This window comes from Streptomyces sp. NPDC005931, from assembly GCF_042871235.1.
Taxonomy (GTDB): domain Bacteria; phylum Actinomycetota; class Actinomycetes; order Streptomycetales; family Streptomycetaceae; genus Streptomyces.
This window is the reverse complement of record NZ_JBIAIG010000001.1, coordinates 564,934-590,591: the sequence shown is the minus strand read 5'-3', so window position 1 is coordinate 590,591 and position 25,658 is coordinate 564,934. Positions and strand designations below refer to the sequence as shown.

At 71.8% G+C, this 25,658-nt stretch carries 20 protein-coding genes and 1 pseudogene; 7 read left to right on the top strand and 14 right to left on the bottom strand.

Features of this window, described 5'->3' with window-relative positions; all coding sequences use genetic code 11:
• Nucleotides 1-35: 35 nt before the first annotated feature.
• Nucleotides 36-1,268 (bottom strand): MAB_1171c family putative transporter, encoded by a 1,233-nt coding sequence (locus tag ACFYOV_RS02670; RefSeq protein WP_389081880.1) that lies wholly within the window; start codon nt 1,266-1,268, stop codon nt 36-38.
• A gap of 160 nt (nt 1,269-1,428) precedes the next feature.
• Between ACFYOV_RS02670 and ACFYOV_RS02665 the strand changes: the two are divergent.
• Nucleotides 1,429-1,643 (top strand): annotated as a pseudogene (locus ACFYOV_RS02665) (alpha-L-arabinofuranosidase C-terminal domain-containing protein); the annotation flags it as partial.
• Nucleotides 1,644-1,667: 24 nt separating this feature from the next.
• On the opposite strand, the gene ACFYOV_RS02660 reads toward ACFYOV_RS02665, so the two are convergent.
• Nucleotides 1,668-4,556, bottom strand: coding sequence for a beta-galactosidase (locus tag ACFYOV_RS02660; protein ID WP_389081878.1), 2,889 nt, complete (start codon nt 4,554-4,556; stop codon nt 1,668-1,670).
• 481 nt (nt 4,557-5,037) lie between these two features.
• On the opposite strand from ACFYOV_RS02660, the gene ACFYOV_RS02655 reads away from it, so the two are divergent.
• Complete coding sequence (locus ACFYOV_RS02655) at nt 5,038-5,694, top strand: DUF4360 domain-containing protein (protein WP_389081876.1); 657 nt, start codon at nt 5,038-5,040, stop codon at nt 5,692-5,694.
• Between the two features lie 665 nt (nt 5,695-6,359).
• On the opposite strand, the gene ACFYOV_RS02650 is transcribed toward ACFYOV_RS02655, so the two are convergent.
• From ACFYOV_RS02650 to ACFYOV_RS02615, 8 genes are all read right to left on the bottom strand, one after another.
• Complete coding sequence (locus tag ACFYOV_RS02650; protein ID WP_389081873.1) at nt 6,360-8,165, bottom strand: aminotransferase class I/II-fold pyridoxal phosphate-dependent enzyme; 1,806 nt, start codon at nt 8,163-8,165, stop codon at nt 6,360-6,362.
• A 234-nt stretch (nt 8,166-8,399) separates the two neighbouring features.
• Nucleotides 8,400-9,554, bottom strand: coding sequence for an aldose epimerase family protein (locus ACFYOV_RS02645; protein ID WP_389081871.1), 1,155 nt, complete (start codon nt 9,552-9,554; stop codon nt 8,400-8,402).
• A gap of 54 nt (nt 9,555-9,608) precedes the next feature.
• Nucleotides 9,609-10,853 carry a multiple monosaccharide ABC transporter permease gene (mmsB, locus tag ACFYOV_RS02640; protein ID WP_389081868.1) on the bottom strand — a complete coding sequence of 415 codons (1,245 nt, stop codon included), beginning with the start codon at nt 10,851-10,853 and terminating at the stop codon, nt 9,609-9,611.
• Nucleotides 10,850-12,400 carry a multiple monosaccharide ABC transporter ATP-binding protein gene (mmsA, locus tag ACFYOV_RS02635; protein WP_389081866.1) on the bottom strand — a complete coding sequence of 517 codons (1,551 nt, stop codon included), beginning with the start codon at nt 12,398-12,400 and terminating at the stop codon, nt 10,850-10,852. Before mmsA ends, mmsB begins: the two co-directional genes overlap by 4 nt.
• Nucleotides 12,401-12,443: 43 nt before the next feature.
• A complete protein-coding gene (chvE, locus tag ACFYOV_RS02630) occupies nt 12,444-13,556 on the bottom strand; it encodes a multiple monosaccharide ABC transporter substrate-binding protein (RefSeq protein WP_389081863.1) in 1,113 nt (370 codons plus the stop codon).
• A 188-nt stretch (nt 13,557-13,744) separates the two neighbouring features.
• Complete coding sequence (locus ACFYOV_RS02625; RefSeq protein WP_389081861.1) at nt 13,745-14,713, bottom strand: hypothetical protein; 969 nt, start codon at nt 14,711-14,713, stop codon at nt 13,745-13,747.
• Nucleotides 14,714-14,829: 116 nt separating this feature from the next.
• Nucleotides 14,830-15,834: a zinc-binding dehydrogenase gene (locus ACFYOV_RS02620; protein WP_389081858.1), complete on the bottom strand. Its 1,005-nt coding sequence runs from the start codon at nt 15,832-15,834 to the stop codon at nt 14,830-14,832.
• Nucleotides 15,831-16,994 carry a mandelate racemase/muconate lactonizing enzyme family protein gene (locus tag ACFYOV_RS02615; protein WP_389081856.1) on the bottom strand — a complete coding sequence of 388 codons (1,164 nt, stop codon included), beginning with the start codon at nt 16,992-16,994 and terminating at the stop codon, nt 15,831-15,833. Before ACFYOV_RS02615 ends, ACFYOV_RS02620 begins: the two co-directional genes overlap by 4 nt.
• 440 nt (nt 16,995-17,434) lie before the next feature.
• Between ACFYOV_RS02615 and ACFYOV_RS02610 the strand changes: the two genes are divergently transcribed.
• Nucleotides 17,435-17,944, top strand: coding sequence for a hypothetical protein (locus ACFYOV_RS02610; protein ID WP_389081854.1), 510 nt, complete (start codon nt 17,435-17,437; stop codon nt 17,942-17,944).
• Nucleotides 17,945-18,110: 166 nt separating this feature from the next.
• Here the strand turns inward: ACFYOV_RS02610 and ACFYOV_RS02605 are convergent, their stop codons facing one another.
• Nucleotides 18,111-18,542 (bottom strand): MarR family winged helix-turn-helix transcriptional regulator, encoded by a 432-nt coding sequence (locus tag ACFYOV_RS02605; RefSeq protein WP_389081851.1) that lies wholly within the window; start codon nt 18,540-18,542, stop codon nt 18,111-18,113.
• 102 nt (nt 18,543-18,644) lie between these two features.
• Here ACFYOV_RS02605 and ACFYOV_RS02600 point away from each other — a divergent pair, with 102 nt between their 5' ends.
• A complete protein-coding gene (locus tag ACFYOV_RS02600; protein ID WP_389081849.1) occupies nt 18,645-19,658 on the top strand; it encodes an NADP-dependent oxidoreductase in 1,014 nt (337 codons plus the stop codon).
• A 188-nt stretch (nt 19,659-19,846) separates the two neighbouring features.
• On the opposite strand, the gene ACFYOV_RS02595 is transcribed toward ACFYOV_RS02600, so the two are convergent.
• Nucleotides 19,847-20,440 (bottom strand): hypothetical protein, encoded by a 594-nt coding sequence (locus tag ACFYOV_RS02595; RefSeq protein WP_389081846.1) that lies wholly within the window; start codon nt 20,438-20,440, stop codon nt 19,847-19,849.
• A gap of 127 nt (nt 20,441-20,567) precedes the next feature.
• On the opposite strand from ACFYOV_RS02595, the gene ACFYOV_RS02590 reads away from it, so the two are divergent.
• Both ACFYOV_RS02590 and ACFYOV_RS02585 read left to right on the top strand, forming a co-directional pair.
• Nucleotides 20,568-21,362 carry an EI24 domain-containing protein gene (locus ACFYOV_RS02590; protein WP_389081843.1) on the top strand — a complete coding sequence of 265 codons (795 nt, stop codon included), beginning with the start codon at nt 20,568-20,570 and terminating at the stop codon, nt 21,360-21,362.
• Entirely contained in the window at nt 21,359-21,973 is a 615-nt protein-coding gene (locus ACFYOV_RS02585) for a LysE family transporter (protein WP_389081841.1), read from the top strand. Before ACFYOV_RS02590 ends, ACFYOV_RS02585 begins: the two co-directional genes overlap by 4 nt.
• Here the strand turns inward: ACFYOV_RS02585 and ACFYOV_RS02580 are convergent.
• Together ACFYOV_RS02580 and ACFYOV_RS02575 are read right to left on the bottom strand one after the other, a co-directional pair.
• Complete coding sequence (locus ACFYOV_RS02580) at nt 21,945-23,210, bottom strand: pyroglutamyl peptidase (protein WP_389081838.1); 1,266 nt, start codon at nt 23,208-23,210, stop codon at nt 21,945-21,947. The two genes, ACFYOV_RS02585 and ACFYOV_RS02580, sit on opposite strands and share 29 nt — an antisense overlap.
• Before the next feature lie 593 nt (nt 23,211-23,803).
• Complete coding sequence (locus tag ACFYOV_RS02575; RefSeq protein WP_389081836.1) at nt 23,804-24,712, bottom strand: SGNH/GDSL hydrolase family protein; 909 nt, start codon at nt 24,710-24,712, stop codon at nt 23,804-23,806.
• A 294-nt stretch (nt 24,713-25,006) separates the two neighbouring features.
• Here ACFYOV_RS02575 and ACFYOV_RS02570 point away from each other — a divergent pair, with 294 nt between their 5' ends.
• Nucleotides 25,007-25,501 carry a DUF3145 domain-containing protein gene (locus tag ACFYOV_RS02570; RefSeq protein ID WP_389081833.1) on the top strand — a complete coding sequence of 165 codons (495 nt, stop codon included), beginning with the start codon at nt 25,007-25,009 and terminating at the stop codon, nt 25,499-25,501.
• Nucleotides 25,502-25,658 lie beyond the last annotated feature (157 nt).

The following is a 25,658-nucleotide window of genomic DNA, read 5'->3' as shown; positions in this document are numbered from 1 at the left end:
GACCGGTGTGGTTCCGGCCACCTTCCCGCACACGGTCACTCGGTGACCGCCACGGTCCCCCGGGCGTCGGCGCGGCTGCGCACCGCCCGGATGTCGTCGGGGCGGCGCAGGGCCCGGGAGACGGCTCCGATCTCCCTGAGCAGGTCCGTGGTGTCGGGATCGGGGCCGTCGCCCCCGCCGTCCGCGGCGGATCCGGCGGCGACGGCGTCGAGGATCGCCACGGCCGCGGCGAGCGCCTTGGCCCGCTCGGGTGCGTGTCCCAGCGCGAGGGCGGCCGTGTGGCAGCGGTGGCGCAGCTCCTCGTCGATACGGCGGGCCAGCGGCAGCAGCACGTCCCGGATGAAGGTCTCGCGGCGGGTCAGGCGCAGTTCGGGACTGGCCCGCAGCACGAACGGCACACCGCCGCCGTGCACGGACTTCATCAGCGCGTACAGCGGCCGCAGTCGGTGGTGCGCCACCCGGATCCGCCAGCGTTCGTGGAGGTACTGGCCGGCGTGCGGGAGGATGAAGCCGACCGCGATCGACACCGCCGACAGACAGGCCAGGGCCGGTGCCACGTTCAGGCTCAGCCAGTCCAGGTCGCGGCCGGCCCAGCGGGCGGTGACGGCGGTGAGCTTGGCGGCGTCGAAGGCCAGGTTGAGCCCGTAGCCGATGCCGAGGAACTTCAGTCCCCAGCGGAGCCAGGCGTCGAGTCCGTCGGTACGGATCCAGTTCCAGATCAGCTTCGAGGTGATCAGGACCGCGGTGGTGTGCGCGAGGAGGTAGAGCAGGATCTCCTCGCGCATGAACGGCGTGTTGGCGTAGTAGGTGTCCAGATCCCGGGTCCGTTCCACCGGAACGTCCGCGAGGGCGAACAGCACCCACAGCAGGACGATCACACCGCCGTACCCGGCGACGACCCAGCGGGTGGCGCGGCGGGTGGCGGCGGAGCGGTCGGACAGCCCGTTGCGCCAGGCGATGATCAGCACCAGGCAGGAGCCGCAGAAGGCGGTCAGCAGGGAGTACACCCACGGCGCGGAGATGTTGGGCACGCCCGTGACCCGGTTGACCCAGGCGATGGTCGAGGGCGCGACGAACACGAACACCGCGCAGGCCAGCAGCAGCAGTCCGCCGACGGCGCGCAGCAGCGGGTCCTTCCAGAGCCGGATGATCGTCGGCAGTTTGATGGCCAGGGCGGCGGCGAGGACCGCGGCGGGGATCCACCAGAAGGACGTGTAGAACTCGCTCAGGAACGAGGCCGGACCCATGGCCGCGTCCGCGAACCCCATCGCGTCCCCTCGCTCTCGTTCGCCGCCGTACACAAGGCCGTTCGAGACTACGCGGCCGGACGTGTCCCCGTCATGCGAGCCGGCCGGGAAGGTCCGGCCCCCGGTTCTCGTCCGAAGCATTGCCGTGCCGACGCTCGCCCCCTACGGTCCCGTTCGAAGTACCGAGACGCTGCCGCTCGAGGTCGCCCTCGACGGACTGGACCCGACCTCGGTCGTGGAGCACAGCGCCCTCGCCGACGCCGACCCGGACGCCCGCAACACCTCGACGATCCCGAGCGGGTCACCCCGCCCCCCGTCGGGGGCACGACCCTGAGGGACGGCGGGCTGACCGCCGTCCTGGAGCCGCTGCCCTGGAACGTGATCCGCCCGGCCTGAGCGATCGCCGTTCTCGAGGTGGACTCACCGTCCCGGTGAGTCCACCTCCTCCACGGGCACGCCGCCCTGCACCGCCCCCAGCAGCGCCAGCCGGACGTCCCCCGGACCCGAGGGTGTGGTCCCGTCGGACAGGACCGCGAGGGCCAGTGTGTTGACGCCACGTGTGCGCAGGATCCCGTTCGGCAGGACGAAGGTGTGCTGCGGACCTACGTCGTTGATGTACTGGCCCAGATTCCAGCCGTTGAGGAAGATCTGGACGCGGTAGGCACGCTCCGGGTCGTCGTCGAGTGTGAGCCCGATCGACGCGTCCAGACCCGGATCGACGTCCAGCCGGAACTCCGTCCGGTACCAGACCACCCCCTGCCGCCGGTCGGCGCGCGGGAACTCCACGGCCTCCCATGCGTCGCCGACGGGCCCGGGCAGGTGCCACCCCTCCCGCTCCCCGTACAGCCCGCCGTTGTTCAGCGCCCCGCGCACGGGGTCCGCCGCCCCCGCCCCACGGATCCGCCAGCGCACCTCGGGCGAGGCGCCCTCGAAGCCCACGGACGTCAGCCCGCGGGCCGCCGGGAGCCGGTCCCGCCCCGCACCGTCACCGCCCACGGCGGGGACGTCGTGCTGCATCGGCCGGACCAGTACGGACAGCACGTGCGGCCCCCGCGTGCGCAGTTTCCCGGGCACCGGGAAGGCCGCCGTGGCGGTCCATGTGCCCCGGCCGGCCGTCCGCTCGTCCGGCACCGGCATGCGGTGCGTGCCCAGCGGCCGTCCGTCCAGCCAGGCCATCAACAGCCCCTGCGTACCGGTGCGGTAGGACAGGGACACCGCCTGGGTGCCGCTCGCGTCCTCGAACCGGCCCCGGTACCAGACGTCGCCGTAGGGGAAGCCGTGGTCGTCGGCGAGCAGCACGGGCCCTCCCCCGGGCGCGGGCGTGGACCTGCGCGGCGCGGTCCGGTCGGCGGCCGGCCACGCGGAGTCGTCGAAGCCGGTCTCGGCCTCCGGATCCCCGGTGCGCCGCCGCCAGCCGCCGAGCGCGGGCAGGGCGGGGTCGGGCGCGCCCGGCAGCGTCCCCTCCATGACCAGGCTCCCGGCCCGGCTCACCCGCACCCGCACCGGCCGCCCGTTCCAGGTCACGGCGGTGATCCCGCGCGGCCCCCACACCTCCAGCGCCTTCAGCCCGCTCTCGCCGACGGTGTCGCCGGTGAGGTGGACGGTGGCATCGCGCAGGGTCGCCGAGCGCAACAGCGCCGGGCCGTACACCAGCAGGGGACCGGACGGGGTGTCGTGGGGCCACAGCCGCAGTGCCGTCTCGTCGTCGGTGAACAGCAGCACCATCGGCGTGTCGGAGTCGCCGCCCTCCACCAGCACCCGGCTCAGCCAGCCCACCCCGAGCGGCACGACCACGTTCAGCCTGCCCCGGTCGTAGGACCAGGCGGGCTCGTTGTCCAGCCGGGTGGTGACCGGCTGGACCTCGCAGTCCAGCGCGACCTGCGCCGTCTCGCCGCGCCGTCCCGCGAACACGGCGACGTCCGTCCGCCCGGCGGTCATGCTCAGCATCGGCTGTGCGGTGCAGTACGCCAGCCTGCGGCGTCCCAGTTCCAGTCCCGTGGCGAGCAGCTTGGCGTCCCGGGGGCCGACGGTGACGGGCACGTCGATCGCGGTGCCCGGCAGCGTCGAGGTGACCTCCTCGGCGGAGTCGTTGCGCAGCACGTACACCTCGGCACCGGTGTCCGGGTTGGTCAGGTGGCGCACCCGCAGCCGCTCGTCCCCGGCCCGTACCTCGCCCCGCGCCGGATTCAGCCGGGCGAGGTCGGGCACGGTCCGCAGCAGGTGCCCGAGCTGGTGCAGCGCGGCGGCCTTGGCCGTCGGCCGGCGGCCCTCGTCGAGGGGCGCCCCGTAGTCGTACGAGGTGTAGCCGCCGGGCGAGGGCAGCCAGCCCCACGAGGTCCCGCCGAACGCCATCCGCACGGTGTGCGCCGTGATCCCGTCGGCGAGGCGGTCGAGGTGGGTGCGCCGCTCGTACGCCGCGTCCCGGACCCGCCGCACCTCCGCGTACCCCTTGCCCCCGGAGGTGACCCCGCCCCACGGATCGGGCGCCCCGTCACCGGTCCCGGTCGCGAACCCGGGCGCGGGCCGCCCGGTGCGGGCGCGGAGGGCCCCCGGCAGCCACAGCGCCTGGGCCCCGTCGGCGCTGTGGAACAGCGGTACGTCGATGCCGTCGGCGCGCACCTTGGCGTACAGGTGGGCCAGGCGGGCGCGCCCGTCCGGGTCGTCGGCCGGGACGCCGGGGCCCGGTTCGAGCTGACAGAGCAGCACCGTGCCACCGCCCCGGGTGAACAGATGCCGGACGGCGATGGCGTCGACCGCGCCCAGCCACGCGTCCACGTGCCGCAGATACGCCGGATCCGTGGTGCGTACCCCGCTCCCGGTGGCCCCGAGCCACCCCGGCAGGCCGCCGGCGTCGACGTCGGCACCGATGTACGGCCCCGGGCGCAGGACGACGTACAGGTGCTCCTCGGCGGCCATGCGCAGGAAGAGGTCGAGGTCGCGCACGCCGGTGAAGTCGTGTGCGCCGGGCGCGGGGGAGTGGTGATTCCAGGCGACGGGCACGGTGACCGCGTTGTGGCCATGGGCGCGCAGCTTCTGCAGCACGTCCCGCCACAGGGAGGGGCTGGGCAGGCGGAAGGGGTGCAGTTCCCCGGACCAGAGCACCAGGCGCCGGCCGTCGACCAGCAGCGAGTGGCGGTCGAACCCGATCTCGTGCCGTCTGCCGTCCGCGCTGGGGGGCGGGGGCGGCGGACCCGTCGGCACGGTGCGCGCCACGCGCGTCCCGGTCGCCGCCCGGCCGCTCCCGGTCAGCGCGAGTCCGAGCGCCGCCGTGCCGGCCAGAGCGGTGAAGGTACGCCTGCTGAACTCCAAGGGAGCGCCTCCTGTGGTGCCTGCGGTGCAGGGGGCCGACGGTTGATCACTGGCGGGCCATTGTCCACGGACCGGCCCCGTCGTGGTCACGCGAGACTCCCCGTACATCCGTTTTGTCCGATACGGATGACCGTTATGGGTGAGGTGTGGTGCGGTGAGGTGCGGAGGTCCGGCGCAGGGCGGCGGCCGTGGCGCCGTCGGTGCCCGGGGCGCGGTCCTGCGAGAGGCGGGCGGAAGGTGGGCCGGGGGCGGGCGGATGCGGAAGGTGTCGGGGAATGGCCGGAGTTCACCCTGGCCGCACCGATCCCCGCTGCATACGATGCGACCGCTTCCGGTCTTCACCTCGTGTCCATGCCTCCTTCACGACCAGGGCTCATGTGCTTGGCATGCGCATGACCTGAGGGGTGGACGCCATCCGTACGGACGCACGGAAGCAGCCGACCCGCACCACCTCACCCCCCACTGAACGGATGGGAGAACCATGGCTGGTGGCCTGCTCATGAGCAGCGCGGTGGCCGCGCTCCTCGCCGCCGCGGTACCCGCTCACGACCCCTCCTCCGGTTTCGAGGACCCGCCCCCGGACAAGATCGTCATCAAGGTCGCCACGGTGAACGGCTCGGGCTGCCCCCGGGGCACGACGGCCGTCGCCGTCTCCGAGGACAACACCGCGTTCACGGTGACGTACAGCGACTACCTCGCGCAGGCGGGCGCCAACTCCGACCCGACGGCGTTCCGCAAGAACTGCCAGCTCAGCCTGATCGTCCACGTGCCCCAGGGCTTCACGTACGCGGTCGCCAGCGCCGACTACCGGGGTTTCGCCTCACTCCAGCCCGGCGCCAAGGGCACCCAGCGGGCCTCGTACTACTTCCAGGGCTCCCCGAACACGGAGTACCGCAGTCACGTCTACTCGGGCCCCTACGAGAACAACTGGCAGGCCACGGACTCCACCGACTGGGCCCAGCTGGTCTGGGCGCCGTGCGGAGTGCAGCGCAACTTCAACGTCAACACGGAGCTGCGGGTGAGCGCGGGCAGCTCGAACTCCCAGGTCAGCTTCATGACGATGGACTCGACGGACGGGGAGATCAGCACGGTGTACCACCTGGCGTGGAAGGAGTGCCCGGGCAAGACGAAGTCATGAGGAGGTGAGGAGTGGCCCCGCGGATGCCGAGATGCCCGCGGGGCCACGCGCTCCTCGTCGGATGTGGTGTGAAGACGGCGGGACATGGCCGTGTGAGTCAGGCAACGGTCGAGGTCAGGGCTCCCTCTTGCTCGTGCAAGTGACGCACGCACAGGGAGAGTTCCATGCCCCGGCGCTTACACACCGTCTTACGCGCAGCGACGCTCGGCGCTGCCACGGCACTGCTGCTCGCCGTGCCGACAGCGGCTTCCGCTTCGGCCGCGACCGCTCCGCCCACGCCGTCAGGCGCCCCCATGACTCCCACCGCCCCGGCAGACCCCTTACCCGCGCAACCCGGCGGCCCGTCCGGATCCGCGGCGCCGAACGAGTCCGCCGCACCGCAACCTTCCCCCAGACCGGAGCAGAACCAGCCCACGAGACCGAACGAAGCCGCCACGCCGCGGGATCCCCCCGCACCGCAGGCCGCAAGCGTCACCCACGCCTGATGACGAGCTGAAGGCCACGCCCGAGGGGGACCAGCCGACCGGCATCGACGGCATGGGCGACGCCAACCTCTGGACGCATGCCGAAGCCGCGGCCACCGGCCAGTTCCACACGTCGTCGCAGATGCTCCCGCAGCCCTTGCTCAACCTCGAAGGAGCCGAGATGCCCGAAGCCGGGGCCGGTCAGCCCGCCTGGTCCATGCCCGCCGCGTTCGGCCAGCCCTGCGGTCCGGGCCAGCCGGTCGCGGGGGCCGTGGAGAGGCCGTTGGTGCCTCTGACCTGGGCGGCCGTCAGGCCGCCGCGGGCCGGGACGCCGGGCGGGGTGGGGCCGGCGGGCGCCGGCATCGGCGCCGGGAAGGCCGCCGTCGCGGGCATCGCCGGTTCCGGGAACGGCGACGTCGGTTCCGGGAACGGCGACGTCGGTTCCGGGAACGGCGACGTCGGTTCCGGGAACGGCGACGTCGGTTCCGGGAACGGTGACGGCGCCTGCGCCGCGGGGGCGAGCGGCTGGGGCATCTGGGCCGGTACCGGCAGGGGCCGACCCACCGGCTCCGGAACCGGCTGGGGTGCCGGAACGGACCGGGGGACCGGCTGGGGCATCGACGACACCCCGTGCTGCCCGCCCGGCGAAGCTGCCGCCGGCATCGGCATCCCGCCGCCCGCGTCCACCGGGGAAGCGGACGCGGCGGCGGGGAGCGGCATGCCGGTGCCGACGGCTGGAGCGGCGGCGAGCCCCGGAGCGCCGGCACCGGCGGCCTGAGCGGCCAGGCCCCGGGTGCCGGCCCCGTTGGTCTCGCTCACCAGGCGGTCGACTGCCGCCGTGCCCGAGCTGTAGCTGGTCCCTGTAGCCCGCTCGGGCACGGCGGCTCCCCTCCTGTTCGTCCCGTAGAGCACCTGTTCCAGGCCGGACACCAGGCGACGCACGTCCACCTGGGGACGCACCACGAGACGCAGGAAGCGGCTGGACGAACCGATCTTGTTGCCGCACTCGCGGACCAGGATCCGGTGCTCGGTGAGCATCCGGTCCCGGACCACGGTGCCTTCGGCGCCCAGGGGCAGGCGCACGAAGAGGAAGTTCCCCTGCGAGGGGTAGACGGTCAGCCCGGGGAGTGAGGACAGCTGGCCCGACATGTCGAGGCGGTCGCGGCGGACCTGCTGGAGGCTCTGCGCGTACTCGGCCCCGTGCTCCTTGAGCATGAACACCACGTGCTCGGCGAACGAGTTGAGGTTCCACTTCGGCAGCATCGAGCGCACCCGGCCCGCGAGCGCCGGGTTGGCGACGAGGTAACCGAAGCGGATGCCGTGCAGGCCGAAGTTCTTGCCCAGGCTGCGCAGCACGACGACGTTGGGGCGCAGCATCGCCTCCTGCACCACCGACGGCTCGGCCTCGGCGTCGGCGAACTCCAGGAAGGACTCGTCGATCACCACCAGGTCGAGGTCGGCCATGGCGTCCATGAACTGCACGACCGCGTGCTTGTGCAGGAAGCCGCCGTCGGGGTTGTTGGGGTTGCAGATGACGGCGACCCGGGTCCCGCGGGCGCGGATGAACTCGGCGTACTGGGCGAGGTCGAGGGCGAAGCCGCTGGACTCCTGGAGCGGGAACATGTCGACCCGCTTGCCGGTCTCCATGGGCTGGTCGGTCCAGCGGCCGAAGGTGGGGACGGGGACGGCGAGGGACTCGCGGACCAGCAGGTGATCGATCCAGGTGATCAGCTCCGTGGAACCGTTGCCCATCGCCACGCACTGCGGCGGCAGTTGGAGCAGGCTGCACAGCTCGGCCGTGATGGTGTCGGCGCTGCTCGGGTAGTACGTGATGATGTCGCGCAGCCGGGCCGCCATCTCCTCGAACATGGCGGGGGTGGGGAAGTACGGATTGCAGGGGATGCAGAAGTCCACCGGCCCGGCCCCGTCGCTCTCCCGCGTCAGCGCCGCCATCGACGGACTGTGCGCCGCGGTGCTGCGGAACAACGAGGTGACGTTGTCGGCCATGGAACCTCCGTGGGGGGCGGGCCCGGGCGGGGAGGTGGTCCGGGTCCGTCTCGCTTGGGTGGCCCGTGCGGGGGAGCACGGGCCGCCCTTTCATACGAAGGGGGGCGTGAAGACGTTCAACCAGTGTGAAAGAAGTGTGACTTCGGGAACCCGGGGCGCGTGCCATGCGTCACGCGCCCCGGGTCCGCGCGGGGCGCGTGACGCCGATTCCCCGCGCCTGCCCGCAGCGGGGGCTCAGACGCCGAACGAGTGGACCGTGGTCGTCCGGTACGTCTCGCCCGGCCGCAGCACCGTCGACGGGAACGCCGGCTGGTTCGGCGAGTCCGGGAAGTGCTGGGTCTCCAGGCACAGCGCGTCGCCCTGCCGGTAGACCCGGCCGCCGGTGCCGACCAGGCTGCCGTCGAGGAAGTTGCCGGAGTAGAACTGGAGGCCCGGCTCGTTGGTCGCGATCCGCAGGGTGCGGCCGGAGGCCGGGTCGCGCAGCATCGCGGCGTGCTCGGGACGCCCGGTGGCGCCCTTGTCGAGGACCCAGTTGTGGTCGAAGCCCTTGCCGTACAGCATCTGCTGGTGGGCGGTGCGGATGTCCCGGCCGACCGGCTTGGCCCTGCGGAAGTCGAAGGGCGTGCCCGCGACCTTGGCCAGGTCGCCCGTGGGGATCAGCCCCGAGTCGACCGGCGTGTAGTGCGAGGCGGCGATCGACAGCTCGTGGTCGAGGACCGTGCCGCTGCTCTCGCCGGCGAGGTTCCAGTACACGTGGTGGGTGAGGTTGACGACCGTCGCCCGGTCGGTGGTGGCCTCGTAGTCGATGCGCCAGTCGCCCTTCCGGGTGAGCGTGTACGTCACGGTCGTGCGCAGCGTGCCCGGATAGCCCATCTCGCCGTCGGCGCTGGTGTGGTGCAGGCGCAGACCGACGTCCGAGCCTGCCGCGAACGGCTCGACGTCCCAGACCCGCTTGTCGAAGCCCCGGGCGCCGCCGTGCAGGCTGTTGTCGCCGTCGTTGACGGAGAGCTGGTACGCGGTGCCGTCGAGGGTGAAGCGGCCCTTGCCGATGCGGTTGCCGTAGCGGCCGATCAGCGCGCCGAAGTAGGGGCTGGAGGCGACGTAGTCCTCGAGGGTGTCGAAGCCGAGGGAGACGTTCGCATACCGGCCGCGGCGGTCGGGGACCTCCAGGGACTGGACGATGCCGCCGTAGGACAGGACCCTCATCCGGGTCCCGCCGTTCTCCAGCGACCAGCTGTGCACCTTGGTGCCGTCGGCGAGCCTGCCGAAGAGTGTCCTCACCGGTTTCCCCCTGCCTCCCGCGGCATGCGCGGCGCCGCCGGTCGTCGTGGCGGCCGCGACCGAGGCGGCCGCGGCTCCTGCCATTACCGTGCGTCTGCTCAGTTCCATACAACAGCTCCGTGGAGTACGAGGGCCCCGCCGTGGCGGCGGGGCCCGAGCCGACTACGAACCGACCTTGCGCTTGTTCCACACGTCGAACCCGACCGCCGCCAGCAGCACCAGGCCCTTGATGACCTGCTGCCAGTCCGTGCCGATACCGACGAGGTTCATACCGTTGTTCAGCACGCCCAGGACCAGGCCGCCGATGATCGCGCCGAGCACGGTGCCGACACCGCCGCTCATCGACGCGCCGCCGATGAACGAGGCCGCGATCGCCTCCAGCTCGAAGTTGAGGCCCGCCTTGGGAGACGCCGCGTTGAAGCGGGCCGCGAACACCAGACCCGCCAGGGCCGCGAGCATGCCCATGTTCAGGAAGACCAGGAAGGTGACCTTCTTGTCCTTCACGCCCGACAGCTTGGCCGCGGGCAGATTGCCGCCGATGGCGTAGATGTGCCGGCCGATGACGGCGTTGCGCATCACGTAGCCGAAGCCGACGAGCAGCACCCCCAGGATGAGCAGCACGATCGGGGTGCCCTTGTAACTGGCCAGCAGCAGCGTGACGGTGAGCACGGCGCAGGCGAGTGCGACCAGCTTCAGCGCGAACAGCTTGGCCGGCAGCACCTCCAGGGCGAACTCCTGCTGGCGCCGCCGGTCGCGCAGTTCCTGGAGGACCACGAACACGATCAGCGCGAGCCCCAGGAGCAGGGTGAGATTGTGGTAGTTGGTCTCCGGGCCGACCTCGGGCAGGAAGCCGTTGGCGACCTTCTGCAGGCCCTTCGGGAACGGACCGAGGGTCTGGCCCTCCAGGAAGATCTCGGTGAGGCCGCGGAAGGTGAGCATGCCCGCGAGGGTCACGATGAACGACGGTATGCCGCCGTAGGCGATGAACCACCCCTGGATCGCGCCGGCGAGGGCGCCCACGGCCAGGCACAGCAGGACCGCGACCGGCCACGGCAGGTCGTTCTTGACCATGAAGACGGCGGCCATGGAGCCGACGAACGCGGTCAGGGAGCCGACCGACAGGTCGATGTGACCCGCGATGATGACCAGCATCATGCCGATCGCGAGGATCAGGATGTAGCTGTTCTGCAGCACCAGGTTGGAGACGTTGCGCGGCAGCAGCAGGTCGCCGTCGGTCCACACCGCGAACAGCGCCACGATCAGGCCGAGGGCGATCAGCATGCCGTACTGCCGCATGTTGCGGCGCATGCCGTCCAGCATCAGCCGGAGCAGTCCGTCACCCGTGCCCGCCCCGTTCCTGCCCGGCGGCGCTGCGGCCGGGGTTCTGTCGGTGACTTCCGTGCTCATCGGGATACCTCTTTGTCCTTCGTCATCTGACGCATCAGCGATTCCTGGGAGGCCTCGGCCCGCGAGAACTCACCGGTCAGCCGCCCGGCGGCCATGGTGTAGATGCGGTCGCACATGCCGAGCAGCTCCGGCAGCTCGGAGGAGATGAAGACGATCGCCTTGCCCTGGGCGGCCAACTGGTCGATGACCGTGTAGATCTCGTACTTGGCACCGACGTCGATGCCGCGCGTCGGCTCGTCCAGGATCAGCACATCGGGACCGGCGAAGATCCACTTGCTGAGGACGACCTTCTGCTGGTTGCCGCCGGACAGCTTGCCCACCGGCTCGAACACGGTCGGCGCCTTGATGTTCATGGACCTGCGGAAGCCCTCGGCGACCCGCCGCTCCTCGTGCTCGTCCACCACACCCCGCCTGGCGACCTTGCCGAGGGCGCTCAGCGAGATGTTGCGGCCGATGGTGTCGATGAGGTTCAGGCCGTAGTGCTTGCGGTCCTCGGTGACGTAGGCGATGCCGTGCGCGACCGCCTCCGGGACGGTCTTCGTACGGATCTCCTTGCCGTCCTTGAGGACCGTGCCGCCCGCACACCGGCCGTACGTGCGGCCGAACAGGCTCATCGCGAGTTCGGTGCGGCCGGCGCCCATCAGACCCGCGATGCCCACGATCTCGCCGCGCCGCACCTGGAGCGACACGTCGTCGACGACCTTGCGCTGCTGGTCGATCGGGTGGTGCACGGTCCAGTTGCGGACCTCCAGCGCGGGGGCGGCGCCCTCCTCGGGCCGGTGCGGTGTCCGCTCGGGGAAGCGGTGCTCCAGGTCGCGGCCGACCATGCCGCTGATGATGCGGTCCTCGGTGGTCTCCGGGGCCTTCACGTCGAGCGTCTCGATGGTCCGCCCGTCCCGCAGGATCGTCACCGAGTCGGCGACCCTGCGGATCTCGTTCAGCTTGTGGGAGATGATGATCGAGGTGATGCCCTGCTCCTTCAACTGCAGGATCAGGTCGAGGAGTTTGCCGCTGTCCTCGTCGTTGAGCGCCGCCGTCGGCTCGTCGAGGATGAGCAGCTTCACCTTCTTCGAGAGCGCCTTGGCGATCTCCACCAGTTGCTGCTTGCCCACGCCGATGTCGGCGACCCGGGTCTCGGGGTGCTCCTCCAGCCCCACCCGGCGCAGCAGTTCGGTGGCGTGCCGGAGCGTTTCGTTCCAGTCGATGAACCCGCGCGCGGCGTGTTCGTTGCCGAGGAAGATGTTCTCCGCGACGGAGAGGTAGGGCACCAGGGCCAGTTCCTGGTGGATGATAACGATGCCATGCTGCTCGCTGGCCCGGATGTCCTTGAACCGGCAGGCCTCTCCCTCGAAGAGGATCTCCCCTTCGTAGGTGCCGTGCGGATGGACGCCGGAGAGGACCTTCATCAGGGTCGACTTGCCGGCGCCGTTCTCCCCGCAGATGGCGTGGACCTCGCCCCGCCGGACGGTCAGAGTGACGTCCGACAGCGCCTTGACGCCGGGAAAGGTCTTGACGATCGAGCGCATTTCCAGGACGGGTCCCGCCATGGTCGTGCCTTCCAGTCGGTGGTGAATCGTCGGTGGGTGGCGGCTACTTCAGGTCGCTCGCCTCGATGTAGCCGGAGTCGACGACGACCTTCCGGTAGTTCTCCTTGTCCACGGCGACCGGCTCGAGCAGGAACGCCGGCACGACCTTCGCCCCGTTGTCGTAGGTCTTGGAGTCGTTGACCTCGGGCTTCTTGTCGTTCAGCAGTGCGTCGACCATGTTGGAGGCCACCTCGGCGAGTTCGCGGGTGTCCTTGTAGACGGTCATCGACTGCTCGTCGGCGATGATCGACTTCACCGAGGCGACCTCGGCGTCCTGGCCGGTGACGACGGGCAGCGGCTTGCTCTTGGAGCCGTAGTCGTCCGACTTCAGCGCGGACAGGATGCCGATGGAGATGCCGTCGTACGGGGAGAGCACCGCGTCGACCCGGTCGCTCTTGTACGCCGAGGTCAGGATGTCGTCCATGCGCTTCTGCGCGGTGCCGCCGTCCCAGCGCAGGGTGGTGACCTGGTTGAGCGCGGTCTGACCGGACTTGACGACGAGCTGCTTCTTGTCGATGTACGGCTTCAGGACGTTCATCGCGCCCTGGAAGAAGTAGCGGGTGTTGTTGTCGTCGTTGGAGCCGGCGAACAGCTCGATGTTGAAGGGGCCCTTCTTGCTGCCGTCCTTCAGGCCCAGCTTCTCGACGATGTACGTGCCCTGGAGCTCGCCGACCTTCTCGTTGTCGAACGAGGCGTAGTAGTCGACGTTCTCGGTGCCGAGGATGAGCCGGTCGTAGGAGATCACCGGGATGCCGGCGTCCTTGGCCTGCTGGAGGACGTTGTTCATCGACTTGTTGTCGATGGCGGCGACGATCAGTGCCTTGACGCCCTGCGTGATCAGGTTCTCGATCTGGGATACCTGCTGGTCGGGGTCGTCCTCCCCGTAGACCAGCTTGGTCTTGTAGCCCTTGGACTCCAGGTCCTTCTTGACGTTGTCGCCGTCGGCTATCCAGCGCTCGGAGGACTTCGTCGGCATCGCGATGCCGATGGTGGCGCCCTTCGAGCTGCCCTTGTCCTCCTCGCTGCCGCCCTCGCTGTTCTGGCCGCAGGCGGACAGGGTGAGGGCGAGGGAGGCGGCCGCGGCGGTGGCGGCGAGGGCGGCTCTGCGGTTACGCATGATCATCATCCTTGATGTGGGTGCGGGTGGGCCGCGGTGCGGAGTGTGCTGGCCGGGAGTCGGGAGTCGGGAGTCGCGAGTCGGGAGTCCGGGGGGAGTAGTGGAGAGGGAGTTGAGAGGAGCCGAGAACGACTGTGTGGGATTGTGCGCGACTGTGTCGTCTTCTGTGAAGTCGAGTTTCCGGAACGTTATGACGCGATGTCGAACCGGACAGGATCGCCCGGAAGCCGGGAGCCGAGCGGTGCCATGTCGCCGTCGACGCCGTGGCGCGCCAGCAGGTCCAGGGCGAGCCGGCCGCGCCGCACCCGCTCCTTCGCGCCGGCCAGCGTGACCTCCCGCAAGTGGTGGCCGTACGGGTAGATCGCGGGCGCCTTGGACAGGCCGAACTTCAGGTACAGCGGCGCGCCGCGCCGGATGAGCTCGGCGACCTCGTACATCCGCACATAGCCGCCCAGGTCGTCGGGCGCCTCGATGTACATGTCCATGGGAGTGGCCGAAACCCGCCGTATCTCGGTGACGTGGTCCAGTGTCAGATCGCTCGGCACGTTGATGGAGTCGGCCCCCAGCCGCTCGTACACCGCGTACGAGGCCGGGTTGACCGGTCCGACGAGCGCCGAGACCTTCAGCGTGGTGTCCGCCGGGAGGATGTCGACCGCCCGCGCCCGGTGCAGCGTCCACAACACGCCCTCGTCGGCGACGAGCAGGCACTTCACGCCCAGCTCCGTCGCCCGCACGGCGTCCTCGACGCACCCGGCCACCGCGTCGTGGCCGCGGGCCCTGAGCCCCGCGCCGCGCGAGTCGGTACGGGTCGAGCCGCCGATGTCCCAGGTTCCGCGGGGGCCGGTGAACAAGCACAGCTCGATGTCCCGCTCGGCGGTCGCCTCGACCATCTCGGTGATCTCGGTGTCGGTGAGCATCCACACGCCGCTGCCCTGGCTGATCCGGTGGATCGGCACGTGCAGCCGCGAGGCCTCCTTCAGGACCACCGCCAGTGCCTCGGGCCCCTCGCACGAGGGAATCTCGGTGCGCCAGCGGCCGCCGCCGGGAAAGGAGTACGGCGAGGCGTCGGCGGGATCGAGGGCGGGCGCGGCGAGGCCGAGCGCGCTGAGCGCCTGTTCGCCGGGCCTGCGGGCTGCCGGGACGGAAGCATCGGTCACAAGGTGTCCTTCGTGTTCGATATGTCGGACGAAGTTCGCAGCTCGGGGCGCGGGTGGGTCGGGACGGGGGTACGCCGGCCCGGAGGCCGTCAGGTCGTCTCCGCGCCGGCGCACGTCTAGGGGCGCAGCAGGACCTTGCCCACCTTCGGATCACCGGACCCCACCAGCTCGATGGCGCGCGAGAACGCCGCGAGCGGCAGCTCGTGCGTCACCAGCGGCACCGGATCGAGCAGTCCGGCGGCGAACACCCGCACCGTGTGCGCCCAGGCCTCCGGTGGCGCCCCGAAGACGGTGTGCACCTCCAGCTGCCGCACGACCAGGTCCGCCGGGTCCAGCCCGTCGGCACCGGGCGCCGGGATGCCGGTGAGGACCAGCCGCCCGCCGCGCCGGAGCAGCGCGGCGGCCGTGCGGGCCGCGTCCGCGGACCCGGCGGTCTCGATCACGGTGTCGAAGCCGTCGGGGAACTCCTCGTCCTTGGTGCGGAAGTCGGTCGCTCCGTACCGCCGGGACAGCGCCGCACGGTCCCCCCGGGTACCGACGACCAGCAGCTCCGAGGGGGAGTTCGCGCGCAGGAACTGCACGGCGAACATGCCGAGGGTGCCCGTGCCGACCACCGCCACCCGCTCACCGGGCACGGCGCCGGCCTTCAGCGCTGCGGCGGCGACGCAGGCGGCCGGCTCCAGCAGCGCGGCGGCGGTGAGGTCGGCGTCGTCCGGCAGGACGTGCAGCAGGCGGGCCGGCAGCGTCAGGGTGGGCGCCATGGCCCCGGGCTGGGTGAACCCGGTCTCCTCGTACCCGGCCGAGCACAGCGTCGTCTCGCCCGCGTGGCAGCGGTCGCAGACCTGGCAGTTGCGGAAGCCCTCGCCGACCACCTTGCGGCCGGCCAGGGCGGCCGGTACCCCCGCACCCACCTCCTCCACGGTCCCGGACCACTCGTGGCCGGGGGTGAGCGGGTACCGCACGTAGCCCTCGGGCCGGTTGCCCTGGTACAGCTCGCGGTCGCTGCCGCAGATGCCGACGGAGTGCACCCGCACCAGGGCCTCGCCGGGGCCGGGCTCACGTGGCTCGTGCGGGACGAGCCGGTGCACGCCGGGCGCCTCGACGACGACGGCGGTGCTCACTTCGTGGCCTTCGGCTTGCGCTGTTCCCATCCCTCGGCCCACAGGTCGAACCGGGCCTGCTGCTGCGGGAACTCGGCCGCCGCGTCGACGTCCAGTTCCACGCCGAGACCGGGCGCGTCGGAAAGGTGGAAGCAGCCGTCCTCCGGGTCCACCTGCGGCGCGCCCTTGACGACCTTCTTGATCTCCGCGTCCGCGAAGTCGTTGAAGTGCTCGAGGACCTTGAAGTTCGGCGAGGTGAACCCGACCTGGAGGGACGCGGCGGTCAGCACCGGCCCGCCCACGTTGTGCGGGGCGACGAGCATGTAGTGGGTCTCGGCGGTCGCGGCCAGCTTGCGGGTCTCCCAGATGCCGCCGATGTGGCCGACGTCCGGCTGGATGATGTCGACGGCCTGGCTCTCGAACAACTCCCGGAACTCGATCCGGTCGTGGATGCGCTCACCCGTGGCGACCGGCACGTCGACCTTCGCGGCGACCTTCTCCAGTGCCTTGAGGTTCTCCGGCGGGACCGGCTCCTCCAGCCAGGCCGGCTGGAACGGGGCGAGTTCCTTAGCCAGGCGGACCGCGGTGGCGGGGGAGAAGCGGCCGTGCATCTCCAGCATCAGCTCGGCGTCGGGGCCGATGGCGTCCCGGACCGCCTCGATCAGGGAGACGGCGTACAGGGTCTGCTGGTGGTCCAGCTCGAAGTGGCCGGTGCCGAAGGGGTCGATCTTGAGCGCCCGGTAGCCGCGCTCCCTCACCGCTCGGGCGGCCTTGTGGTACGCCTCGGGGGTGCGCTCGGTGGTGTACCAGCCGTTGGCGTACGCCTTGACCTTGTCGGTGACCCTGCCGCCGAGCAGTTGCCAGACGGGGACGCCGAGGGCCTTGCCCTTGATGTCCCAGCAGGCCGTCTCCACGACGGCGATGCCGGACATCACGATCTCACCGGCGCGGCCGTAGTCGCCGTACTTCATCCGGCGCACCAGGTCCTCGACGGCGAAGGGGTCGGAGCCGAGGATGTGGTTGACCTCGGCTTCCTTGAGATAACCCAGGAGGGCGTCGGTGTGGCCCAGCATCCGGGTCTCGCCGACTCCCGTGATCCCCTCGTCGGTGTGCACCTGGACGTACGTCAGATTGCGCCACGGCGTCCCGACCACGTGTGTGCTGATTCCGGTGATGCGCACGGCAGTTGCCCCTCGCTGCGGTTGTGGAACCTCTTCTTCGGTGGCCACAGTTCGACGTGTTCGATATTTCGGCCCACGTTCGAAATGCTGGCGTGACAGTAAGGAGGGGGTGGTGTGGGTGTCAATGGGTCGGGCGTATAACGGTTTCGGCAGTTTTCGAAAGGGTGGCCGACTGTTGGTCCCTACCAAACCTTCACAGCAGACCCTATGACTTCGCCCGGAACGGAACCTAGTCTTCCCGCGTCATGGACTACTGCCACCCGTGCGGACGGCACCTCAACGGCGCGCTCGCGTGCCCGGGGTGCGGAGCCGCTGTCGAGACCATACGCGCGCAGGCGCGTGCGTACGCGGACGAGTCGGCGGAGGTGGGCGGAGCGGCGGACGCCGGGGAGACGGCGGGAGCCGCTGAAGCGCCGGACGTGAGGGAGCCCGTGGCGGCTGTGAGCCGACGGGACCGCAAGGCCGCGGCGCACCGCCGACGGCGGCGTCGGACGCTGCTGATCGCCGCGGGGTTCGTGCTGGCGGCGGGCGGGCTGAGTCTCGCGGAACTCGGCACGGACGCACCGGACTCGTCGCCGCAGCCGGCCGCGGCGGGGGAGAAGACCACGGACGGTGGCGCGGAGGAACCGGAACCGACGCGCTCCCCGAACACTGGTACCGGCGCGGGCGGCAGCACGGGCCCTTCCCTCGCGTCCCCGCCCGCACCCTCGTCCGGCTCCCCGTCGCCCTCCGGATCCCCGGAGGAGTCGAGCGGAGCCGAGGACGGCACCGAGGAGACGGTGCGGCCGGCGTCCACCAGCGCACCCGCGCCCGCACCGACGGCGACCCGGCAACCGGCGCCCGCCCCGGAACCGGAAACCTCCGAACCCACCACGACGAAGAAGCCCCGGCCGAAGCCCGAACCGGAACCCACGGAAACCTGCGACCGGATCCTGTGGTGGTGCGCCTAGAGGGCCTGTCGCGGACCGACCGGTCCTCACCCGCCGGGCTCGGCGGCGGCGCCGTGACGCTCCCGCCGCCCTCCCGGCGACGCTCGCCCGACCGCGGCGCGTCGGCCGGGCGTCGCGCCCGTCCGCCCGCTCCCCTCGTCCCACCCCTCCGCCCCGCCCGGCGGAGTCAGTCCGTGCCCAGCATCCTCCGCAGTGCGTCCCGCAGGGACAGGCGCTCCTCCTCCGTGAGGCCCGCCAGGGGCTCGCGGGCGAAGCGGAGGGATTCCTGGAGGCTCCGGGCCACGCGGCGCCCCTCCTCGGTGGCCGCCGCCAGTTTGACGCGGCGGTCGGACGGATCCGGGCGGCGTTCGACCAGACCGCGGGACTCCAGGCGGTCGACGATGCCGGTGACGTTGGACGGCTCGCACCGCAGGCGCTGCGCCAGCCTGCGCATGGGCAGCGGGTCGAGGGCGAGCAGGCTCAGGAGTTTCGCCTGGGCCCCGGTCAGGGCGTGCTCGGCCGCGGCCTCCTCGTACTCCTCGTGGTAGCGGGCGACGACCGAGCCGATGAGGTCGATGACCTCCAGGGTCAGTGCGTCGGGGCGAGTGCGTGGGGCCATGGGGTCCAGGGTACCCACTTGCTTGACATCATGAAATATGTAGGAGCATGGTTGTTTCAGGTAGTGAAGTAAATTCAGCAGTCCAGGAAGGGTGCTCCCCCCATGTCAGACCTCCCCGCGGTCAGCCGCGAATGGCATCTGCTCAACCGGCCCGTGGGCTGGCCGAAGCCCGAGGACTTCGCTCTCGTCGAGGCGGAGGTCCCGGCCCCCGGTGAGGGTCAGGTGCTGGTGCGCAACACGTACCTGTCGGTCGACCCCTACATGCGGGGACGCATGAGCGCGGCCAAGTCGTACGTCGCGCCGTTCGAGCTCGGCAAGGTCATGCAGGGCGGCGCCGTGGGCGAGGTCGTGGCCTCCAACGCCGAAGGGCTGGCCGTGGGGGACCACGTCCTGCACTTCTTCGGCTGGCGCGAGTACGCCGTCGTGGCCGCCGCGCACGCCGTCAAGGTGGACCCGCAGGCCGCCCCGCTGCCGGCGTACCTCGGGGTGCTGGGGATGACCGGGCTCACCGCCTACGCCGGACTGCTGCGGACCGCCGCCTTCAAGGAGGGCGACGCCGTGTTCGTGTCCGGGGCCGCGGGAGCCGTGGGCAGCCAGGTGGGGCAGATCGCCAAGCTCAAGGGCGCCTCCCGGGTGATCGGGTCGGCGGGGTCCAAGGAGAAGGTCGAACTGCTCGTCGAGGAGTACGGGTTCGACGCCGCCTTCAACTACAAGGACGGGCCCGTCGCGGAGCAGTTGAGGGCCGCCGCCCCGAACGGGATCGACGTCTACTTCGACAACGTCGGCGGTGAGCACCTGGAGGCGGCCATCGGGTCGCTGAACGAAGGCGGACGCATCGCCGTGTGCGGGATGATCTCCGTCTACAACGACACCGAGCCCGCGCCCGGCCCGCGCAACCTCGCCCGGCTCATCCAGACCCGCGGACGGATCGAGGGCTTCCTGGTCGGGGACCACTACGACCTCCAGCCGCAGTTCGTCCAGGAGGTCGGGCCCTGGGTGCGGGCCGGCCGGCTCAAGTACCGCGAGACCGTCGTCGAGGGCATCGAGAACAACCTCGAGGCGTTCCTCGGGGTGCTGCGCGGCGACAACACCGGGAAGATGATCGTCAAGCTCTGACGGCTCCCCGCCCGCGGCACATGCTCGCACCGGGTCACCCGGCCAGGCCGCCCTGTGGGGCCGCCCCGGCCGGCCGGGTGTTCTCCGGGGCCGGGCCCGGCGGGGAGGTGAAGCGCGGCCGCGCGGCGGCGATCGGCGCGGCTCAGGAGCGCACGGCGCTCCTGAAACCGGACACGAGCCCGTTCGACTCAGATGTCGAGGAAATCCAGGTCCAGCCGGCTCAGGAAGCGCCCCGGCCAGGAGTAGACGGCGCCGCCGAAGGAGAGGTTGCGCGTGTAGGCGCCCTCCAGCAGCAGCGCGATTCCGATGTCCAGCGCGTCCGCACCGCCCTGGGCCACCCCGGAGATCGTGCGCGGGTGACGCCGGCCCGAGCGGGTCGTCGTCACGACCGCCCCCTCGCGGGCCAGTTCGTGCCGGAGGTCGCTGCCCAGCACCCGGTAGCGGTAGGAGCGTCCGGCGACGGCGATGCGCAGGGCGCGGCCCTGCCGGGTGACCGCCAGATGACGCCGCCCCAGGTCCGCCGTGTGCCCGTCGGCGACCAGCCGCATGCGGGCCATGCGCGGCAGCCCGCGGAACGCGATGCCGCCGAAGGACATCGGCGGGACGGCCCGGCCCGACACCCGCGTGATCAGCAGGTCGTGGCTGCGGTCCTCGTCCGCCGGGCACAGCAGCTCCACCTGCCCCGCACCGGGCACGGTCCCGGCCCAGGTGTGGGTGCGCCGCCAGCGCAGACGCTCGCGCTCGGCGCGCACATGGGCGAGCTGGAAGTGGACGGCCGTCATTCGATTCCCCCTCGTCGGATGCGGGGGTGAGGCTACCCGCGCCCCCGCCGCCCCCGCCGCCCCCGCCGCACCCGGCGTCCGGTCTCCTCGGTCCGGGTGCGGGCGAGCCCCGGTTAGAGTCTTCCCCATGCGCGATCTCGGGGTGGGTTTCAGGTATCTCCTGAAGGGCCAGCGGTGGGTGGCCCGGCACGGCCGGCAGTACGGCTTCGGGCTGTTGCCCGGGCTGATCACCCTCGTCCTGTACGCGGCGGCGCTCGTGGCGCTGGCGCTGTGGGGCGAGGACCTGGTCACCTGGTCGACGCCGTTCGCCGACGACTGGTCGAGCCCCTGGCTCGGGCTGTTCCGCGGCTTCCTCACCGCCGTGCTCTTCGCGCTGGGCCTGCTGCTGTCCGTCGTCACCTTCACCGCGGTGACGCTGCTGGTCGGGCAGCCCTTCTACGAGAGCCTGTCCGAGCGGGTCGACCGGGACGTCTCCCCGGACGGCACGGCGCCCGAGTCGCACCTGCCGCTGTGGCGGGAGCTGTGGATCTCAGGACGCGACAGCCTCCGTGTCGTCCTGCGCGCCGCGTGCTGGGCCGTGCTGCTCTTCGCGCTCGGCTTCGTGCCCGTGGTCGGCCAGACCGTCGTCCCGGTGCTCGGGGTCTTCGTCACCGGCTTCTTCCTCACTGAGGAACTCACCGCCGTCGCGCTCCAGCGGCGCGGGGTCGAACTGCGTGACCGGCTCGCCCTGTTGCGCGCCCGCAGGACCCTCGTCTGGGGCTTCGGCACGCCCCTGGGGCTGGCCTTCCTGATCCCCTTCGTCGCGGTGTTCCTGATGCCCGGCGCGGTCGCCGGGGCGACCCTCATGGCGCGGGACCTGCTCGGCGAGGAAATCGCCGACGGCGCTGCCGAAAAGGCCCGGCAGGAGGGCGTCGCCCCGTGACCGAGCTCGCCGCCGTCGCCCTCATCACCGTCCTGGCCGTGATCGCCCCCGGCGCCGACTTCGCCATGGTGGTCCGCAACAGCTACCTCTACGGCCGCCGCACCGGACTGCTCGGCGCGGCCGGTGTCGCCGCCGGTGTACTGGTGCACGTCACCTACACGATGCTCGGCGTCGGGCTGCTGATCGCCTCCTCGACCTTCCTGTTCACGGTGATCAAGCTGGTCGGCGCGGCCTACCTCGTGTACATCGGCGTGCGCACCTTCCGCACCCGCGGGGAGGTCACCGTGGACCTGGGGAACAGGACGGGGCTGACCCCCCTCGCGGCCCTGCGCACGGGCTTCCTCACCAACGTGCTCAACCCCAAGACGACCCTGTTCGTCGTCTCCACCTTCGCCCAGGTCGTCGGCCCCGGCACGCCACTGGTCCAGCAGGCGGGCTACGGGCTGTTCATGTCGCTGGCCCACCTGCTGTGGTTCGGCGTCGTCGCCGTGTTCTTCTCGCACGACCGCATGCGCACCCTGATGCTGCGCGGCCAGAAGGTCCTCAACAAGGTGATCGGCTCCCTCCTGGCCGGGCTCGGCATCAGCCTCGCGTTCGCTCCGTCGCACTGACCGCCACGGCCACGATCGCCCGCACCTGGGCCACGATGTCCAGCCGGTTGCGCACGAACTCCGGGTCTGTGACCGCACCCGTCGCCGGATCGGTGTTTCCGGCGCCGAACCGGAGGACCGGGGTGTGCACATGGCCGCCGGGCAGGGTGCCGCGCAGGCCGAGGCGGTCACGCAGCAGCGTCGCCCGGTAGGCGATCTCGTTGGAGAGGTAGTCACCGCCGCCGCCCGCACGCGCCGGCGACCCGGGGGTCGGCCCGTCGGGCCGGACGACGGGCTGTGCGCCCCCCGCCGGTATCTCGGTCACGCTCGTGTTGTCGTAGACCGGAAAGCGCCCCGTGTCCGCGGCGACGACGGCCGCGTACGGCAGGGTGGTCGTCGTCCACTGTGGCTGGGAGGCGGGGTCGGCGACCGGGATCGTGCCGGTGCGGCCGACGGTGTCGTTGTCCGGGAAACCACCCCGCCAGGCCCCGTTGGTCCGCTCCAGGTCGAAGCGGCCGACCCGCCCCTGGCTCACGGTGCCGAACAGGTCCACCTCGGGCAGGTGCGGGCGCAGCGCCCGCTCCACCGTCCCGTCGGTGAAGTCCCCCCAGCGCACCGGGAACACGGCCGTCTCGACTCGCGCGGGGCCGGCCGCCGTCTCGATCACCGTGCCGTCCAGGGCGAGCGCGGTCGCGCCGGACGGGTTGGAGATGCGGATGTCCCGGTCCAGGGTGAACGGGTCGAAGCCGGTGACCAGGACCCGCTTCATCCCGTCGCCGTGCGGGTAACGGATCGAACTCTGGCCCCGCGAGGTGCGCTCCAGGGCGTCGAGGAGCCGGACCCGCTGTTCCTCGGTCAGCACGAACCCGGGCTGCCAGGTGCGCAGTTCGCGGGTCATGCCGAGCCTGGCCCAGTACAGCGGCCGGTCGTCGTCCCGGCTCAGGTCCCCGCCCGCCGGTCCGCGCCCCTGCGCCCGGTCGACCGCCCTGCGCCACAACGCGCCGCCCGTGCGCTCGACGGTGCGCAGGGCCTGCGCGTAGGAACGTGCCCGGTCGAGCGCGCGGGCGAACTCCGGCGCCACGGTGACGAATCCGGAACGGCGCAGGATCTCGCGCGGGACGGCTCCCTCGAGGCGCCGCTCCTCGACGGTGGGCGCGGGCGGCGGTGCCTCTCCGGCCGTGGCGGTCGTGGGGGCGGTGAGACCGGTCAGCAGGGCGGCCGAACCGAGGACGCCGATCCGAACACGTAAGGAGGTCAAGGCAGTCGGGCCTTCCGTCGCAGTGGGCGCACGAGGTGTCGGAGGGCCGCAGTATCGCGTGCGGGGCAGGGGCGGCGCCATGGGGCATCGCCGGACGAAACGGGCGGTGACCGGGCGGGCACCCCGGTGGGTCGGCCCTCGGCGATCACCTCGCCCGGCGGTCGGCACGGTCTTCGCCCGCCGTTCCTCGCTCCTGGCCCGGGCGGTCCCGGCGCACGGTACGACATGCCGGACCGGCCCACCTCCCGGCAGGATGACGGAACCCGGGTTCCGGGGCTCGTGTGAAGGGTTCGTACGGGATCCGGGCCGGGCGCCCGATCTCGGGCCGAGGGCCCGTCGAGCCGATTAACGTCTGATACGGGAAACACCCGCATGAGCAGTCCCGGCCCGGGACCCTGACCCCGGGCCGGGGCTCGCGCGGCCGGATCGGTGACAGGATTCGGCGCGCCGGAAGCCGTACACCGTCTCCGGGACGAACACCGTGCTCGGCCGGAGCACCGCGCTCGGGAACCTCCACCGGTGCCCCGTCCCGGGCTCGTGCACCACCCGGAGGTCGACGCGGGTGCCGGAACGTCCGCCGGCGCGCCGCACGGTCACGGCCGCTTCGCCGTGACCGTCCGGTAGGCGATCTCCGCCAGCCTGGCCTGTCCGTCGATGCTGGGGTGGAACCAGTCCCAGCGGCTCAACTGGTCCGTGCCGAAGCGGTACTCGTACACCGCCCCGCCGTCGAAACGGCACCGCTCGTCCTCGGCGCACACCTCCTCGAGCACCCTGTTGTAGTCCTCCACCCGCTTCTGCACCGTCTCCCGCCGCAGCGTGGCCGCGGTGTCCAGCGCGTCCGCGTCGCCCAGCATCGACGGGCATATCCCCAGCTTCCACACCTGCTTGCCCAGCGGGTTGGTCCGCCCCTGCGACCACAGCCGCTTCAGGTCCGGCACGCTCGCCACGTACACCTGCGCCTTCGGCCGCGCGGCGCGCAGGGTGCGCATCGCCTCCTGGAAGTCCGCCCGGAAACCGGCCACCGGGGTCATTGCCGACGTGGTGTCGCGGCAGGCGTCGTTCGCCCCGACCATCACCGCGACCAGGTGCGGCGCGTGCCGCACCGCCCGGGCCATCTGCCCCGGCAGGTCCGCCATGCGGGCACCGGTCACCGCGTGGTTCCAGCTCCGCTCCGCCGCCCCGGCCCGCCCCAGCAACCGCACCGCGAGGCTGTCCACCTTCTCGCTGCTGCCCGTCGCCCACGACACCTCGGGACAGTCCGTCAGCACCGAGCAGGCGTCGAAGCCGCGCGTGATGGAGTCGCCGACAGCGGCCACCGAGGACGGGCTGGTGTCCCACACCGGTGTGGGCTTCGGCGACGGGCGGCCCTGCTTCGGCCCGGTGGACGGGGCGGGGGCCTCGCCGCCGACGGCGTCGCAGCCGGTGATGCCCAGGACGGCGGCCGCCGTCACGGCGACCGCCGCCCGTGACCGGCGGCCCCGCCTCCGCGTCGCCTGCTGCATGTGCGTCCTTCCCGTGCGGTCGCGGTGTGTCGTGGTCGTGGTGAGATGTCGCGGTCCGATCCCCCGGCATCCCCCCACCATTAACAACGCACGAGGGTTCCCGGGCCTCCGGAGGGAACGGCTCACGGCCGCACAGGCGTCCTGCCGGGTGAATGGCGCATGTTTCCCGGCAGCCGGACCGACGGTACGTCACACTCCTTGCTCCGGCGCACGGTAGCCTCGCCATCAACGTGACCCGCCCGGTCACGGCCGTTCCGCCCGTTCCAAGATGTCCCGCTCTGCCCGGAGGTTCCGGTGACGACACGTGGAGTTCTGTACGTGCACTCCGCGCCGCGCGCGTTGTGCCCGCACGTCGAGTGGGCCGTCGCCGGGGTGCTCGGCACGCGCGTCAGCCTGGACTGGATCCGCCAGCCCGCCGCCCCCGGCACCTGGCGCTCGGAGTTCTCCTGGCAGGGCCAGGCCGGCACCGCCTCCAAACTGGCCTCCGCGCTGCGCGGCTGGCAGATGCTCCGCTTCGAGGTCACCGCGGAACCCTGCCCGACCGCCGAGGGCGAGCGCTACAGCTGCACCCCCGACCTGGGCATCTTCCACGCCGTCACCGGCATCCACGGCGACATCCTGATCCCGGAGGACCGGCTGCGCGCCGCCCTGGTCCGCTCGCAGAGCGGCGAGACCGACCTGGAGGCCGAGATCGCCAAGCTCCTCGGCAAGCCCTGGGACGACGAACTGGAGCCCTTCAGGTACGCGGGCGAGGGCGCCCCGGTCCGCTGGCTGCACCAGGTGGTGTGACACGCGGAGCACCACGGCATCGACACCGCCGGTGCCGCAGACGCCGCGGACGACAGAGACACCGCAACGGCGAGTGGCCCGCCGGCCGGCGGGGGCGGCGGGGCCCCCCCCCGGGGGGGGCGGGCCGGCCGAACCGACGGAACCCCCCCCCCCCCAA

Bases quoted from the DNA above. Each gene is read 5' to 3' on its own strand.
- ACFYOV_RS02590 (WP_389081843.1), top strand. From the start codon at position 20,568: ATGCGCGATCTCGGGGTGGGTTTCAGGTATCTCCTGAAGGGCCAGCGG.
- mmsB (WP_389081868.1), bottom strand. From the start codon at position 10,853: ATGAGCACGGAAGTCACCGACAGAACCCCGGCCGCAGCGCCGCCGGGC.
- ACFYOV_RS02645 (WP_389081871.1), bottom strand. From the start codon at position 9,554: ATGGAACTGAGCAGACGCACGGTAATGGCAGGAGCCGCGGCCGCCTCG.
- ACFYOV_RS02575 (WP_389081836.1), bottom strand. From the start codon at position 24,712: ATGCAGCAGGCGACGCGGAGGCGGGGCCGCCGGTCACGGGCGGCGGTC.
- ACFYOV_RS02600 (WP_389081849.1), top strand. From the start codon at position 18,645: ATGTCAGACCTCCCCGCGGTCAGCCGCGAATGGCATCTGCTCAACCGG.
- ACFYOV_RS02595 (WP_389081846.1), bottom strand. From the start codon at position 20,440: ATGACGGCCGTCCACTTCCAGCTCGCCCATGTGCGCGCCGAGCGCGAG.
- chvE (WP_389081863.1), bottom strand. From the start codon at position 13,556: ATGCGTAACCGCAGAGCCGCCCTCGCCGCCACCGCCGCGGCCGCCTCC.
- ACFYOV_RS02650 (WP_389081873.1), bottom strand. From the start codon at position 8,165: ATGGCCGACAACGTCACCTCGTTGTTCCGCAGCACCGCGGCGCACAGT.
- mmsA (WP_389081866.1), bottom strand. From the start codon at position 12,400: ATGGCGGGACCCGTCCTGGAAATGCGCTCGATCGTCAAGACCTTTCCC.
- ACFYOV_RS02605 (WP_389081851.1), bottom strand. From the start codon at position 18,542: ATGGCCCCACGCACTCGCCCCGACGCACTGACCCTGGAGGTCATCGAC.
- ACFYOV_RS02670 (WP_389081880.1), bottom strand. From the start codon at position 1,268: ATGGGGTTCGCGGACGCGGCCATGGGTCCGGCCTCGTTCCTGAGCGAG.
- ACFYOV_RS02655 (WP_389081876.1), top strand. From the start codon at position 5,038: ATGGCTGGTGGCCTGCTCATGAGCAGCGCGGTGGCCGCGCTCCTCGCC.